This window comes from Billgrantia ethanolica (assembly GCF_021404305.1).
Lineage (GTDB): Bacteria > Pseudomonadota > Gammaproteobacteria > Pseudomonadales > Halomonadaceae > Halomonas > Halomonas ethanolica.
In genome coordinates, this window is sequence record NZ_JABFTX010000002.1 from 152,826 (window position 1) to 166,537 (window position 13,712).

A 13,712-nucleotide genomic window follows, 5' to 3' on the forward strand; every position below is an offset into this window, starting at 1 on the left:
CTTGCCAGTGAACGGTTGCCCTCATCATAACGGAGGCGGCCATAAACGACGAAGGCCGGCGCATCGGCGCCGGCCCTCGTTCATCGTCGTTGCGGATCAGGCAGACTGCATCTGCTTGTGGCGCTTCTGCATCTTCTTGAGCACGCGGTCGCGCTTGAGCGGCGAAAGATAGTCGACGAAAAGCACGCCTTCGAGGTGGTCGTACTCATGCTGAATGCAGTGGGCCAGCAGGCCGTCCGCCTCGAGCTCGTAGGGCTTGCCATCGCGGTCCAGCGCCTTGAGAAGGACCTTCAGCGCGCGCGGTACCTCGGCGTAGTACTCGGGGATCGACAGACAGCCCTCTGACATCAGCTCGCGCTCTTCACCGATGGGCGTGTATTCGGGGTTGATCAGTACCAGAGGATGAGACCGCTCTTCGCTGACGTCCATCACGATCACGCGGCGATGTACGTCCACCTGGGTGGCGGCAAGGCCGATGCCGGAGGCGTCGTACATGGTTTCGAGCATGTCATCGACCAGTCGGCGTACCTCGTCATCGACCGCTTCGACCGGCGCCGCCCTGGTGCGCAGCCGCTCGTCGGGAAATTCGAGGATAGTCAATTTGGCCATGGCGTTGGAACCACCGTTATGCTGTCATTCGGGGATTGCCCCTATTCTAGGGGGTGGCGCGCCGGGGTGAAACCGCCGGCCGCATATCGTTTCAATAGTGTTGGACTATAGCATGACACCGCAGTTCCGGGTGTGGATGCTTGGCGCAGGGCAGCCGGGGTGAAGGGCGGGGGGAGTGGACGGGATGCAGAAGAAGAGTACGAAGCGGAAGCCAGGCGGGCTGCTGAAGAAAATTCTGATGAAGAAAAAGCTGATTCGGCGAGGACTGAGCTTGAGCGGCGGCATGGCGCTGCTGCTCGGCACGGCGCTGGCTCAAGCCCAGGGACTTGGCTGGGAGCAGGGCCTGCGCAGCGATGCGCCGGATCGCTATACGGTGGTGCGTGGCGATACCCTGTGGGACATCTCGGGACGTTTCCTGCGCCATCCCTGGCAGTGGCCGGAGGTATGGCAGGTCAATCCGCAGATTCGTAACCCGCATCTGATCTATCCCGGCGACGTGGTCTATCTCTACGACTGCAACGGGCGCCCTTGCCTGGGGCTGGAACGCGGCCAGGGCGAGGTGCGGCTCTCCCCTGAGGTGCGCCGCGTGCCCGTGCGCGAGGCGATCGAGCCGATCCCCCTCGATGCGGTGCGGCATTTCCTGCGCGATCATCGGGTCGTCGACGACCCCGAAGCCTTGAACGAACTGGCCTACGTGGTGGCCGGCAACGACCGGCGCATCATCAGCGGCGCGGGCGATCGGATCTATGCTCGCGGCGAGCTGCAGCGCGGGTTGCGCTACGGCATCTATCGCGTGGGCGACCGCTACCAGGATGCCGCCAGCGGCGAACTGCTGGGCCTGGAGCTGGTCAGCATCGGCCGGGCGCGGGCCGAGCGCAGTGAAGACGACATTGCGATCATGCAGGTCGTCTCCGCCAGCCAGGAGGTGCGCAACGACGACATCGTGCTGCCGCTGGAAGAGCGTGAGCTGGTCAGCGAGTTCGTGCCGCGTGCTCCCGACCACGACGTGCAAGGCACCATTCTGGCGGTGCCCGGTGGCGTGCGCTTCATCGGTCGGCTGCAGGTAGTGACGCTGGACCGAGGGCGCCGCGACGGGCTTGAGATCGGGCACGTGCTGCAGGTCGAGCAGCAGGGCGAGCGCGTCATCGACCCGCGCACTGGCGAGTCGCTGCGCCTGCCCGGCACCGACGCCGGCCTGATCATGATCTTCCGGCCCTACGAGAAGGTGAGCTACGGCCTGGTGCTGCAGGCGACACGTACCCTGGAAGTCGGCGATCACGTGCACAACCCCCGGCGCGGGGTGGGGGTGGCGCAGCGGTGAAAGCTGGAGAGCGCGTGCTTGGCCAACAGGAGTGGCTGATACTGACGAAGCTGCCGGGCGTGGGGTCGGCGCGGCTGGCCGAGATCGCCACGGCCGCCCCCGACTGGCCCGCCGGCTGGCTGGCCCGGCTGCCGCATCAGGCGGCCACCATGCTGCGGCTCTGGCTCGACCACCCGGGGCGCAGCCCGCTGACCGAGGCGCTGGAGGCCGATCTGGCCTGGCTTGCGGCCGCACCCGGGCGGCATCTGCTGCATCCGGGGCACCCGGCCTGGCCGGCGCTTCTGGAGCAGATCGGCGACCCGCCGCCGTTGCTCTGGGGAGTCGGCGATCTGGCCGCACTGGAGCCCCCCGGACTTGCCATCGTCGGTACTCGCCGGCCTACCCGAGACGGGCTCACCAATGCCGCACTCTTCGGGCGCGAGCTGGCCAGCCGCGACTGGTGTGTGGTCAGCGGGCTGGCGCTGGGCATCGACGGGGCGGCCCAGCAGGCCGCCATCGAAGCCGGCGGACGCAGCGTGGCGGTGCTAGGTTGCGGTGTCGATGTCATCTATCCGCCGCGTCATGGACGGCTCTATCATCAGCTGCTCGAACACGGCGGACTGGTGCTCTCCGAATACTCTCCCGGCACACCGGCCCGCTCCGGCTTCTTTCCCCGCCGCAACCGTATCGTCACCGGCATGTCACTGGGCGTACTGGTGGTGGAGGCCGCCGAGAAGAGCGGTTCGCTGGTCAGCGCCCGGCTGGCCATGGAGCAGAATCGAGAAGTCTTCGCGCTGCCTGGCTCGATCAACAATCCCCAGGCCCGCGGCTGCCTGCAGCTGATTCGTCAAGGCGCGGTGCTGGTACGTCATATCGACGACATCCTCGAGGAGCTCAGCCACTGGGCGGCCGTGGTGGCTCCCGTGGTTGCATCACGCGCGTCTGGCATCGAGACGGGCAGCGTGGCCGATCCGCTGTTGCGCTGGCTGAGCGACTCGCCGTCTCCCCTCGACGCCCTGGTGAACCTGACCGGCCTGAGCGTGCCCGATTGTCAGCGCCGTCTGCTGGAGCTCGAGCTCGAAGGCCGTGCCGCCCAGGCCCCGGGCGGCTGGGTGCGCCTGCCGGAGACCGCCTGAGCGTGCTAGCATATCGACCGTCTTGATCGCTGCGGTCACCTGGCTGCGGCGGTTGCATTGCCCGCAGGAGACCCCATGATCGTGGCCGATACCCTGGATGCCGCCGTTGCCGCGCTGCGTGATGGCGGCGTGATTGCCTACCCCACCGAAGGTGTGTGGGGGCTGGGCTGTGACCCCGACAACGACGAGGCCGTGGCGCACCTGCTGCGGCTCAAGGAGCGCGACCCGGCCAAGGGGCTGATTCTTATCGCCGCTTCCATCGCGCAGTTCGCCCCCTGGCTCGAAGGGCTGCCGCCGGAGCTGCATGCGCCACTAGTCGCCAGTTGGCCGGGGCCCAATACCTGGCTGGTGCCGCACAACGGCCGTACCCATGCGCTGGTGCGCGGTGCCCATGAGTGCGTGGCGCTGCGCGTCAGCGATCATCAGGGCGTCGTCGCGCTGTGTCAGGCCTTCGGCGGGCCGATCGTCTCGACCTCGGCCAACAAGGCCAGCGAACCCTCGGCCATGAGTGCCGCCGAGGTGCGCGAGATCTTCGGCGACGAGCTGGATGCCATCGTCGAAGGCGAGCTGGGTGGGCTCGACCGGCCCAGCACCATTCGCGATCTGCGCAGCGGTCGGGTGCTGCGGGCCTAGGCATAGACCAGTCAGCGACGAGGAGAGACAAGGTGCGAGCCAATCTCGAACCGGTGAAGAACTACCTGCTCGACCTGCAGGACCGGCTGTGCGACGGGCTGGCCGCCGAGGACGGTGGCGCCGGCTTCCGCGAGGAGAGCTGGCAGCGCGAAGCCGGTGGTGGTGGGCGTTCCCGGGTGATGGAGAGCGGTCGCGTGTTCGAGAAGGGCGGGGTCAATTTCTCCCACGTTTACGGCGACCGGCTGCCGCCCTCGGCCACCGCGGCCAGGCCTCAGCTTGCCGGTCGCGGCTTCCATGCGGTGGGCGTCTCCTGGGTGCTGCACCCCGAGAACCCCCACGTGCCGACCAGTCACGGCAACGTGCGCTTCTTCATTGCCGAGAAGGAGGGCGAGGCGCCGGTGTGGTGGTTCGGCGGCGGCTTCGATCTCACCCCCTACTATCCGGTGCACGAGGATGTGGTGCACTGGCACCGGGTGGCCCGCGACGCCTGCGCCCCCTTCGGCGCCGAGATCTACCCGCGCTTCAAGGCCTGGTGCGACGAGTACTTCTATCTAAAGCACCGCGAGGAGACCCGCGGCGTGGGCGGGCTGTTCTTCGACGACTTCAACGAGTGGGACTTCGACGACTGCTTCGCCTTCCAGCGCGCGGTGGGGGATGCCTTCCTCGACGCCTACCTGCCCATCGTCCGGCGCCGGCGCGACACCCCCTGGAGCCAGCGCGAACGCGAGTTCCAGCTCTACCGTCGCGGCCGCTACGTGGAGTTCAACCTGGTGTGGGACCGCGGCACCCTGTTCGGGCTGCAGAGCGGTGGGCGTACCGAATCGATCCTGATGTCGATGCCACCGCTGGCGCGCTGGGAGTATGGCTGGACGCCCGAGCCGGGCAGCGCCGAAGAGGTGTTGTATCGGGATTATCTACGTCCCCGCGACTGGCTGAGTGAAAGCGCTGACTAAGCATCTGCGCGACCGAATCGCTGCGTTACGCGGTGCTCGCAATCCTCACCTATAACCCATAGGCTCCGGTTGCTGCGCTCCGGGCGCCTTGCGCTTCATGTCGCTCGATAGCTATTCAGACGCTTCCCCATGTATGAGGAATTTCTTCATGACTGACCGCTACTGCGTCTTCGGTAACCCCATCTCGCATTCGAAGTCGCCACAGATCCATGCCGCCTTTGCCGCGCAGACTGGCGAGGATATCGACTACACCGCCATCGAGGCGCCGCTGAACGACTTCGCCGGCGCCTGGCAGCGCTTCGTGGCCCAGGGCGGACGCGGCGCCAACGTCACCGTGCCGTTCAAGGAAGAGGCCTTTCGGCTCTGCGATACCCTGAGCCGTCGCGCTCAGCGGGCCGGGGCGGTCAATACGCTGGTGCTGGGCAAGAACGGCCTCACTTATGGGGACACCACTGACGGCATCGGCCTGGTGCGCGACCTTCAGCACCATGGCGTGGCGCTGGAAGGGGCCCGCATCCTGGTGCTCGGCGCGGGTGGTGCGGTGCGTGGGGTGCTGGAGCCGCTGCTGGCGATGCGACCGGCACGTGTGCTGGTGGCCAATCGCACGGCGGCCAAGGCCGCGGCGCTGGCGGCGGATTTCGCCGATCTGGGCGAGATCCATGGCGGCGGTTTCGACGCGGTCGTGGGGCCGTTTGACCTGGTGGTCAACGGTACCAGTGCCAGTCTTTCCGGCGAGCTGCCGCCGTTGCCCGATGCGCTTTTTGCTCCTGGAGCCAGCGCCTACGACATGATGTATGGCGCCGAGCTCACCGTCTTCCTGCGCTGGGCCGAGACCCGTGGGGCGCGGGGTATCGACGGGCTGGGCATGCTGGTGGAGCAGGCCGCGGAGTCGTTTTTCCTGTGGCGTAACAAGCGTCCGGAGACGGGGCCGGTGCGTGAAATGCTCAGGCAGTGGCTGCAGGACAAGCGTTGAAGCACAGGGTTGACACCTTCAACGCTGCTCCCTAGGTTGGATTGGAGATATTCGTGCCGGACCGCGTTTTCGGCGCGAATAACAACTACAATCCGAGGAAAAATTAGTGAATAACAAGATCAGGGCCGGAGTGCCCGGCAAGCTAATTACCGCAGCGGTGAGTCTGGGATTGATGACGCTGACAGGCCAGGTCCTGGCTCAGGAGCGTGTCGCTTCCATCGATCTGATGACCACCACCGAGTCCTACGATCCCATCCGCTACGAAGCCGCTTTCATCATCGCCGAGCGCTGGCGCGAACTGGGCTTCGAGGTCAACGTCCAGCCCACCGAGTTCAGCACCGCGCTGGAACGCTTCTACGATCAGCAGGACTTCGACGCGACCATTCTCGGTTGGAGTGGGCGCACCGACCGTCTCGATCCGCAGTTCTTCCTCAGCACTCTCGATTCACGCCAGTCCAACCTCGGCGGCAACAACCCGGGAGGCTACGAGAACCCGGAGTTCGATGCGCTCTTCGACCAGCAGTCCCAGGCCTTCGATCTGGACGAGCGCCAGCGCATCGTTCAGGAGATGCAGGAGTTCTACAAGCCCGACGCGCCGTTGGTGGTGCTGTTCCATCGCGACGAGGTAGTGGCCTTCAATCACGACGCCTTCGAAGGCATCAATCCCATGGCCGGCGAGGGGCTCTACAGCGAGTGGGGACCGATGGAGGCGCGCCCGGTGGGCGATCGCGCCACCCTGCGCATCGGCGGCCCGCAGGAGCCGGACAACCTCAATCCGCTGGCGTCCACCTCGGTATGGGGCTGGAAGTGGATGCGCCTCTACTACGACCGCCTGGTACGTCTCTCCGCCGACGTGGAGCCGCTACCCTGGGCCGCCGAGTCGGTGGCTCAGGTCGACGACAACACCGTGGCCGTCACCCTGCGCCAGGGCATGACCTTCCATGACGGCGAGCCGGTCACTGCCGATGACGTCGCCTTCACCTGGAACTACTATCTCGACCAGGACTACAGCTACTTCAACTCCTACCTGGCCGCGCTGGAGCGGGCCGAGCAGGTCGACGAATACACCGTGCACTTTCACCTGAGTGAGCCTTCGGCCTCCTTCGCCAGCATCTCGCTGTCGCAGATCCCGATCCTGCCCAAGCATCTGTGGGAGGAAATCGAAGACGCTTCCACGCTGTCGCCCTCGCAGATTCCCACCGTCGGCTCCGGGCCCTTCGTGCACGAGCGCTTCGACCGCGGTGAATTCATGGCGCTGAGCAAGTTCGAGGATCACTTCCACGCCGACGAGATCGCCGTGGACGGCGTCGAGTTCATCATCTATGCCGACATGGAGGGCGTCTATACCGGTCTGCAGACCGGTCAGATCGACGTCACCGCCTGGCGCATGGAGCCCGGCCAGATCGGCCTGGCCGAGAGCGAGGATCACCTCACCGTGGTCAACGTGCCCGACTTCGGCTACTTCCACATGACCTACAACCTGCGTCGCGAGCCGTTCGACGACCGTGCCGTGCGCCGTGCCCTGACCATGGCCACCGACCGCGATCGCATGGTCAACGTGCTGCTCGACGGTCGTGGCGAGGTGGGCTCCAGCGTGATCGCGCCGGTCAACACCTTCTGGCACGACCCCTTCGTCGAGCGTTTCGACTTCGATATGGAGGCTGCCCGGGCCGAGCTCGAGGAAGCCGGCTACTCCTGGGACGACGAAGGCCGCCTGGTCAGGTAAGCCTTTTCCGAGCCGCGTAGGTTTCCCTCTCACCGCTCACAAGGCGGTGAGAGGGAGTGCCAGTCGTCAAGAGCGAGTCTTCCATGTCGTCACGCAGAAGCTACCTGATACGCCGTGTGCTGCACGGCCTGATGGCGCTGTTCATCATCGCCACCATGCTGTTCTTCCTGTTCCGCCTGGGGCTGCCCGACCCCACCGCCGCTCTGATCACAGAGGGCCTGAGCCCCGAGGAGCGTGAGCGCATTCGCGCCAGCTTCGGTCTCGACCGGCCGATCTGGGAGCAGTACTTCATCTACCTGGCCAACATCCTGCAAGGCGATTTCGGCTACTCCTTCCACTACCGCGCACCAGTGGCCGACATCATCTGGGAACGGCTCGGCAACACCATGGTGCTGATGCTGCCGGCGATCCTGCTGGCCTACGCCGTGGGCGTGCCGCTGGGGGCCTGGCTCTCCTGGCGTCGCGGCAGCCGTACCGACACCACCGGCATCTTCGTCGGTCTGATGTTCCGTTCGGCGCCGATGTTCTGGACCGGCATGATCGCCATTCTGGTATTCGGCATCGCCCTGGGCTGGCTGCCCACCAGCGGCATGCGTACCTTGCCCTACGAGGCCACGGGCTTCTTCGACAAGATATTCACCCTCGACTTCCTGCACCACCTGATCCTGCCGGCGCTGGTGGTCGCACTCTATTACCTGGGCTCGCCGCTGCTGATCATGCGCAACACCATGCTCGAGGTGTACGGCGAGGACTTCATCGAGATGGCCCGCGCCAAGGGGCTGCCGGAGCGTCGCATCCTCTACGCCCACGCTGCGCGCAACGCACTTCTGCCGGTGGTGACCCAACTGGCGGTGACCGTGGGCCTGGCCGCCGGCGGACAGGTGGTGGTGGAGGTGGTGTTCTCCTGGCCGGGGCTGGGGCGCGAGATACTCAATTCGGTGCGCACCTCGGACTTCCCCCTGGCTCAGGCCAGCTTCCTGGTGATGGCCGCCTTCGTGGTCACGCTCAACCTGCTGGTGGACATTCTCTACACCTTGCTTGACCCGAGGGTGAGCTTCAAATGATCGGATCCCGCATACTCAAGAGCGCGCAGGAACCGCTGCGCGCGATGATCGGCGATCGCCTCTCCCTGGTGGGCGTCGTGGTGCTGTTGTCGATCATCTGCATGGCGCTGTTCGCGCCGTTCCTCTCCACACATGAACCGCTGGCGATAAACGAGCGCGAAGAGGGCTCGCTGCTGGGGCGCAGTGTCGACGGCGAGCGCACGCGCTGGGTGCAGCTGCCCGCGCTCGGCGAGCGCACCCTCAACGCGGCGGACTATCGCGACGGCGTGGGGCTGGCCGTAGGGCGCGACGGCGCCACCTGGCGCTATCGCGATGGCGAATGGGCCGAACTCGAGACGCCATTGGCCGCTACGCTGATCGACGTCGCCATCGGCCCCGACGGTGCCGCGCTGGCGGTGGGCGTGGGTGGCAACATCGCCCTGCTCGACGATGCCGCCGCGGGCAGCGAGTGGCTGGCTATCGAGGCACCGGTGTCAGTGGCCTTGACCGGTGTGGCCTGGCTCGACGATAGCACGGCGCTGCTGGTGGGCGTCGACGAGACGATCCTGCGCCTGAATGTTGCCAGCGGCGAGTTCGAGGCGCTGGAAAGCCCGCTGGGACGCGGCATGAGACTCAACTCGGTGGCGCTGGATGCGGACGGCAGCGCCTGGATGGTGGGCGAACGCGGCCTGACCCTGCGTCTCGACCCGGACGACGACAGCCTGTCGCTTGAACGTCTGCCCACCAACCGCGACCTCAACCACATCCACCTGGCCGAGAGCGGCCACGGCCTGATCGTCGGCGAACGCGGCACGCTGCTGGCGCGCAGCGCCGTGGGCGAGCGCTGGCAGAGCCAGGACTCGCCGGACTCCCGCGCCATGCGCGCCGGCTGGGTCACCGACGAGGGCCAAGCCTTCGCCGTGGGCCGCAGCGGTATCGTGTTCGAGCGCGAGGCGGACGAGTGGCAACTGGTGCCCAGCGAGGAGGAGCGTCACCTGCGGACCTTGATGGTCACCGGGGAAGGCTACTTCGCCTTGGGCTCGGACCGCTTCGTCAATCGCCTGGCACCGCCTTCCAGCGAGCACTGGTTCGGCACCGATCACCTCGGTCGTGACCTCTACAGCCAGAACGTGCACGGCTCGCGCATCGCTCTGCTGGTGGGCTTCATCGGTGCCGCCCTGGTGGTGCTGATCGGTGCCAACGTGGGGCTAATCGCCGGCTACTTCCGCGGCCGCACCGAGACCGTGCTGATGCGTACCGTCGACGTGATGTACGGCATCCCCTTCGAGCCCTTCGCGCTGATCCTGGTGCTGCTGTTCGAGCCGAGCCTGCTGATCGTCATCCTTGCCGTGTCGCTGCTCACCTGGCGTACCGTGGCGCGGCTGATTCGCTCCCAGGTGCTCAGCCTGCGCGAGCGGCCCTTCGTCAAGGCGGCACGGGTGGCCGGTGCCTCGGACCTGCGCATCATGTATCTGCACATCTTCCCCAACGTGATGCCGCTGGTGTTCCTCGAGCTTGCCATCATCGTCGGGGTGTCGATCATCGCCGAGGCCACGCTCTCCTTCCTCGGCCTGGGGCCGCCCCAGTCGATCTCCTGGGGTGGCATTCTGCACAACGCGCGGCTCTCCGGCGCCTGGCGCGACGCCTGGTGGTGGAACCTGCCGCCGGGGCTGTTCATCATGATCACGGTACTCTCCGTGTTCTTCATCTCCCGCTCGCTGGAGCTGGTCGCCAACCCACGTCTGAGGGCACGCCGATGACCGATCAACGACTGCTGAAGGTCGAGGACCTGGCCATTCACTACCGCACCGGTGCGGGCCCGGTTCAGGCCGTCGACGGTATCCACTTCGACCTGCGTCCCGGCGAGGCGCTGGGGCTGGTGGGCGAATCTGGCTGCGGAAAGACCACCGCGGCCAAGGCGATGCTGCGGCTGCTGCCGCCCAACGGCGAGGTGCCGCGCGGGCGCATCGACTTCGACGGGCGTAACCTGGTGGGGCTCGACGGCGAGAGCATGCGCAAGGTGCGCTGGAAGGAGATCGCCTGGATCTCACAGTCGGCAATGAACGCGCTGGACCCGGTCTACACCGTGGGCGGCCAGATCCTCGAGGCGATGAGCGCCCATATCAAGATCGACCGCAAAGCCGCCTGGTCCCACGCCGAGGAGCTGTTTCGTGCGGTAGGCATCGACCCGGGCCGGCTCTCCGCCTATCCCCACGAGATGAGCGGCGGCATGAAGCAGCGCGCGGTGATCGCCATGGCCCTGGCGCTGGACCCGAAGCTGATCATCGCCGACGAGCCGACCACTGCACTCGACGTGGTGACCCAGGCGCAGATCCTGGCGCGGCTCTCCAAGCTGCGCCGTGAACGCGGCATGGGGCTGCTGTTCATCACCCATGACATCTCCGTGGTGGTGCAGACCTGCGACCGGGTGGCGGTGATGTATGGCGGCCACATCATGGAGACCGGGCCGGTGCGGGAGGTGTTCGGCACGCCCTTCCATCCCTACACCATGGGCCTGACCAACGCCTTCCCGACCCTCGAGGGCGCTCAGCGCGAGCTGATCTCGATTCCCGGCAGCCCGCCGGACCTGCTCAATCCGCCAGCGGGCTGTCGTTTCGCCGAGCGTTGCCCCTTCGCCACCGAGCGCTGCGTGCGCGAAACGCCACCGCTGCATTCGGTGGGCGAGGAGCGCCAGGCGGCCTGCCACTATCCGGACCAGGCCGAAGCCTTCCGCATGAAGGCGGCGCTCAACGAGACCTGGGCGATAGTGGGGGAGCGCTTGAACGAGCCGGTACAGGGCGCCGGCTCCATCGAGCACCAAGATGCCGATTCACCGCTGCTGCTGGAAGTAGAGGAGCTCAAGAAGCACTTCCCGGTGGAGCAGGGCTTCCTCGACGGCCTGCGCGGGCGTAACAAGGACCGCAAGGTGCATGCCGTCGACGGCATCTCCTTCGACCTGCGCGAGGGCGAGATCCTGGGCCTGGCCGGTGAGTCGGGCTCGGGCAAGACCACCACCGGCGAGATGCTGGTGCGCCTGCTCGACGTCACCGAGGGGGAGATTCGCTTCGAGGGCGCCGATATCGCCCAGCTCACCGGCCGCGAACTGAAGACGTTCCGGCGCCGGGCGCAGATGATCTTCCAGGACCCCTACCAGACCCTCAATCCGCGCTTCACCATCTTCGACATCGTCGCCGAACCGCTGATCATCCATCGCCTGGCCGAGGGTGAGGCGCTGCGCCAGAAGGTGGTGGAGGCGCTGGAGCGGGCCGGGCTCAAGCCGGCCGAGGTGTATGCCGAGCGCTTTCCCCACGAGCTCTCCGGCGGCCAGCGCCAACGGGTCGCCATCGCCCGGGCCATCGTGCTCGAGCCGCGCTTCATCGTCGCCGACGAGCCGGTCTCCATGCTCGACGTCTCGATCCGCGCCGGCGTGCTCAATCTGATGCATCGCTTTCGCAACGAGCTGGGCATCTCCTTCGTCTACGTCAGCCATGACCTGCCGACCATCCGTTACGTGGCGGATCGCACGGCGATCATGTACCTGGGCGAGATCGTCGAGGTGGGGCCTACCGAGCAGGTGGTGCGCGAGCGCAAGCACCCCTATACCCAGCTATTGCTGGAGGCGAGTCCCGAGCCGGACCCCAGCGTGGTCAAGCCGCCCTTGGAGAGTGCCGGAGAGATCCCCAGCGCGGTGGAGCCGCCCAACGGCTGCCACTTCCACACCCGCTGCCCCAGGGCCATGGCCCACTGCGGCTGGGAGGGGCGCGACGTCATGACCGCCCTGAGCGAGTGGCGCATCGCCGGGCGCGAAATCGAGCATCTGGGTAGCGCCGAGGTGGCAGGGCTAGACGTGCACCTGCAAGTGCGTGGGGGGAGTGTCGAGGCCGCGGAGCGCGAGCTGATCGAGGTGATGCGGGCCAAGCATCCGGCGCTGGCCGAAGCCGGTCGCATCGAGCGTGGCGGAGAGGGAGCCCTTAGCGTGCGCTTCCAGGCGCAGGCTTCGCCTCAGCGACGGCAGGTCGCCGATCAGCATTCGGTGGCGTGCTATCTCTATGAGTAGAGACTCGGCAGGTGAGTACCGCGCAGGGCCATGCCCTGCGCGGTCGTGAGTCAGCGTCGCTTGACGTAGAGCCCCGCCATGCACAGCACCACGCCGGCCACCGACAGCAGCATGCCGCCGTTGACCAGCCAGGGCTGACGTTCCACCCAGGGCACGAAGGGCTGCGGGGTGGAGCGGCACACGCCATCGAGGTAGTCCCAGTAGCCGCCCTGGATCAGGGTGCATTCACGCACGCTGCTGAGTTCCCAGAAGTAGAGGCCCATCAACACGAGGATGGGCAGGGTCAACAGCAGCAGTCCTAGTCTCAGCATTCGTTTTCCAGTCGTCTACCAGTCTTGTCGAGCGCAGCAATGCATCGGTGTTGCCCTAGGGGCGCTGGCAGTTGGGCTGCCTTCCCGCCTGGCGCGCCTGTTCATAGCGGGCGATGGCGCCTTCCATCTCCTGCTGCAGCACCTGAGTGCGCTGGCCGTGGCTGGGGTGAGTGGACATCCAGGCCGGCGGACGGGCGCCGCCCTCGGCGCCCATGTTGTCCCACAGGTCGAGGCTGGCACGCGGGTCGAAGCCGGCGTCCGCCATCAGCTGTACGCCGATGATGTCGGCTTCGGTTTCATGGCGCCGCGAAAAGGGCAGCATGATGCCATACTGGGCGCCGAGGCCCAGGGCGCCCATCAGCTGCTCGCCGCCAGGACCCTGCATACCTGCTGCGGATCCCAGTACCGACAGCGCCAGCTGGGTGGAGGTCTGGGTCGAGACGCGCTCGTTGGCGTGACGGGCCAGCACGTGGCCGATCTCGTGGCCCACCACGGCAGCGACCTGGTCCTGATTGCGGGCTACCCGCAGCAGGCCGGTGTTGATGCCCATGTAGCCGCCGGGCAGGGCGAAGGCGTTGGCCTGTTCCGATTCGAACACGCGAATCTGCCAGTCCTGGTCGCGTTCGCGCTCCGGCAGCACGACGATCAGCGCATTGGCGATGCACTGGGCATAGCGCTGCTCGGCCTGACCGGCGGGGGGCAGGTCCTGCTGGTACTGATCGAAGGCCTCACGGCCCATCTGGTTGAGCTGCGAATCCGACATCAGCGTGAGCTGCTGGCGGCCGGTGGGCGAGGTGGTACAGGCAGTAAGGGTCAGGGCCAGGGTGGCCACAGCAACATAACGAATCCAGCGCATGTTCGATTCCTCGTTCTTCAGATCCCTTGAGACCCTGGACGTCGGTGACGGTTCGCCACAAGATACCCCGTAACGACGCAACGTCAACCACGAAGCATGGAACTTCCAAGGAGAT

12 protein-coding genes are annotated in these 13,712 nt (G+C 66.5%); 9 read left to right on the plus strand and 3 right to left on the minus strand.

Annotation, left to right across the window (positions count from 1 at the left end; all coding sequences use genetic code 11):
• Positions 1-96 precede the first annotated feature (96 nt).
• Positions 97-609 carry a peptide deformylase gene (gene def / locus HOP53_RS09565; RefSeq protein ID WP_234269817.1) on the minus strand — a complete coding sequence of 171 codons (513 nt, stop codon included), beginning with the start codon at positions 607-609 and terminating at the stop codon, positions 97-99.
• A gap of 238 nt (positions 610-847) precedes the next feature.
• Between def and HOP53_RS09570 the strand changes: the two genes are divergently transcribed.
• From HOP53_RS09570 to HOP53_RS09610, 9 genes are all read left to right on the plus strand, one after another.
• On the plus strand, positions 848-1,930 hold the full coding sequence (locus tag HOP53_RS09570; RefSeq protein WP_234269818.1) for a LysM peptidoglycan-binding domain-containing protein: 1,083 nt from the start codon (positions 848-850) through the stop codon (positions 1,928-1,930).
• A gap of 14 nt (positions 1,931-1,944) precedes the next feature.
• Positions 1,945-3,045, plus strand: coding sequence for a DNA-processing protein DprA (gene dprA, locus HOP53_RS09575; RefSeq protein ID WP_234269819.1), 1,101 nt, complete (start codon positions 1,945-1,947; stop codon positions 3,043-3,045).
• A 75-nt stretch (positions 3,046-3,120) separates the two neighbouring features.
• A complete protein-coding gene (gene tsaC / locus HOP53_RS09580) occupies positions 3,121-3,678 on the plus strand; it encodes an L-threonylcarbamoyladenylate synthase type 1 TsaC (protein ID WP_234269820.1) in 558 nt (185 codons plus the stop codon).
• 32 nt (positions 3,679-3,710) lie between these two features.
• Positions 3,711-4,631 carry an oxygen-dependent coproporphyrinogen oxidase gene (gene hemF / locus HOP53_RS09585; protein WP_234269821.1) on the plus strand — a complete coding sequence of 307 codons (921 nt, stop codon included), beginning with the start codon at positions 3,711-3,713 and terminating at the stop codon, positions 4,629-4,631.
• A 148-nt stretch (positions 4,632-4,779) separates the two neighbouring features.
• Positions 4,780-5,604 carry a shikimate dehydrogenase gene (aroE, locus tag HOP53_RS09590; protein WP_234269822.1) on the plus strand — a complete coding sequence of 275 codons (825 nt, stop codon included), beginning with the start codon at positions 4,780-4,782 and terminating at the stop codon, positions 5,602-5,604.
• Between the two features lie 106 nt (positions 5,605-5,710).
• Positions 5,711-7,330 carry an ABC transporter substrate-binding protein gene (locus HOP53_RS09595; RefSeq protein WP_234269823.1) on the plus strand — a complete coding sequence of 540 codons (1,620 nt, stop codon included), beginning with the start codon at positions 5,711-5,713 and terminating at the stop codon, positions 7,328-7,330.
• Positions 7,331-7,413: 83 nt separating this feature from the next.
• Positions 7,414-8,394, plus strand: coding sequence for an ABC transporter permease (locus HOP53_RS09600; protein ID WP_234269824.1), 981 nt, complete (start codon positions 7,414-7,416; stop codon positions 8,392-8,394).
• Positions 8,391-10,133 carry an ABC transporter permease subunit gene (locus tag HOP53_RS09605; protein ID WP_234269825.1) on the plus strand — a complete coding sequence of 581 codons (1,743 nt, stop codon included), beginning with the start codon at positions 8,391-8,393 and terminating at the stop codon, positions 10,131-10,133. The genes HOP53_RS09600 and HOP53_RS09605 overlap by 4 nt, the downstream gene beginning before the upstream one ends.
• Entirely contained in the window at positions 10,130-12,430 is a 2,301-nt protein-coding gene (locus tag HOP53_RS09610) for a dipeptide ABC transporter ATP-binding protein (RefSeq protein ID WP_234269826.1), read from the plus strand. Before HOP53_RS09605 ends, HOP53_RS09610 begins: the two co-directional genes overlap by 4 nt.
• A 50-nt stretch (positions 12,431-12,480) precedes the next feature.
• Here the strand turns inward: HOP53_RS09610 and HOP53_RS09615 are convergent, their stop codons facing one another.
• Together HOP53_RS09615 and HOP53_RS09620 are read right to left on the minus strand one after the other, a co-directional pair.
• Positions 12,481-12,741, minus strand: a complete 261-nt coding sequence (locus HOP53_RS09615) for a hypothetical protein (protein WP_010626631.1) — start codon at positions 12,739-12,741, stop codon at positions 12,481-12,483.
• Between the two features lie 55 nt (positions 12,742-12,796).
• Complete coding sequence (locus HOP53_RS09620) at positions 12,797-13,597, minus strand: M48 family metallopeptidase (protein ID WP_234269827.1); 801 nt, start codon at positions 13,595-13,597, stop codon at positions 12,797-12,799.
• Positions 13,598-13,712: the final 115 nt, after the last annotated feature.

Coding starts and splice junctions, on each gene's coding strand:
- def (WP_234269817.1), bottom strand. CDS start 609: ATGGCCAAATTGACTATCCTCGAATTTCCCGACGAGCGGCTGCGCACC.
- HOP53_RS09570 (WP_234269818.1), top strand. CDS start 848: ATGAAGAAAAAGCTGATTCGGCGAGGACTGAGCTTGAGCGGCGGCATG.
- tsaC (WP_234269820.1), top strand. CDS start 3,121: ATGATCGTGGCCGATACCCTGGATGCCGCCGTTGCCGCGCTGCGTGAT.
- aroE (WP_234269822.1), top strand. CDS start 4,780: ATGACTGACCGCTACTGCGTCTTCGGTAACCCCATCTCGCATTCGAAG.
- HOP53_RS09600 (WP_234269824.1), top strand. CDS start 7,414: ATGTCGTCACGCAGAAGCTACCTGATACGCCGTGTGCTGCACGGCCTG.
- HOP53_RS09605 (WP_234269825.1), top strand. CDS start 8,391: ATGATCGGATCCCGCATACTCAAGAGCGCGCAGGAACCGCTGCGCGCG.
- HOP53_RS09610 (WP_234269826.1), top strand. CDS start 10,130: ATGACCGATCAACGACTGCTGAAGGTCGAGGACCTGGCCATTCACTAC.
- HOP53_RS09615 (WP_010626631.1), bottom strand. CDS start 12,741: ATGCTGAGACTAGGACTGCTGCTGTTGACCCTGCCCATCCTCGTGTTG.
- HOP53_RS09620 (WP_234269827.1), bottom strand. CDS start 13,597: ATGCGCTGGATTCGTTATGTTGCTGTGGCCACCCTGGCCCTGACCCTT.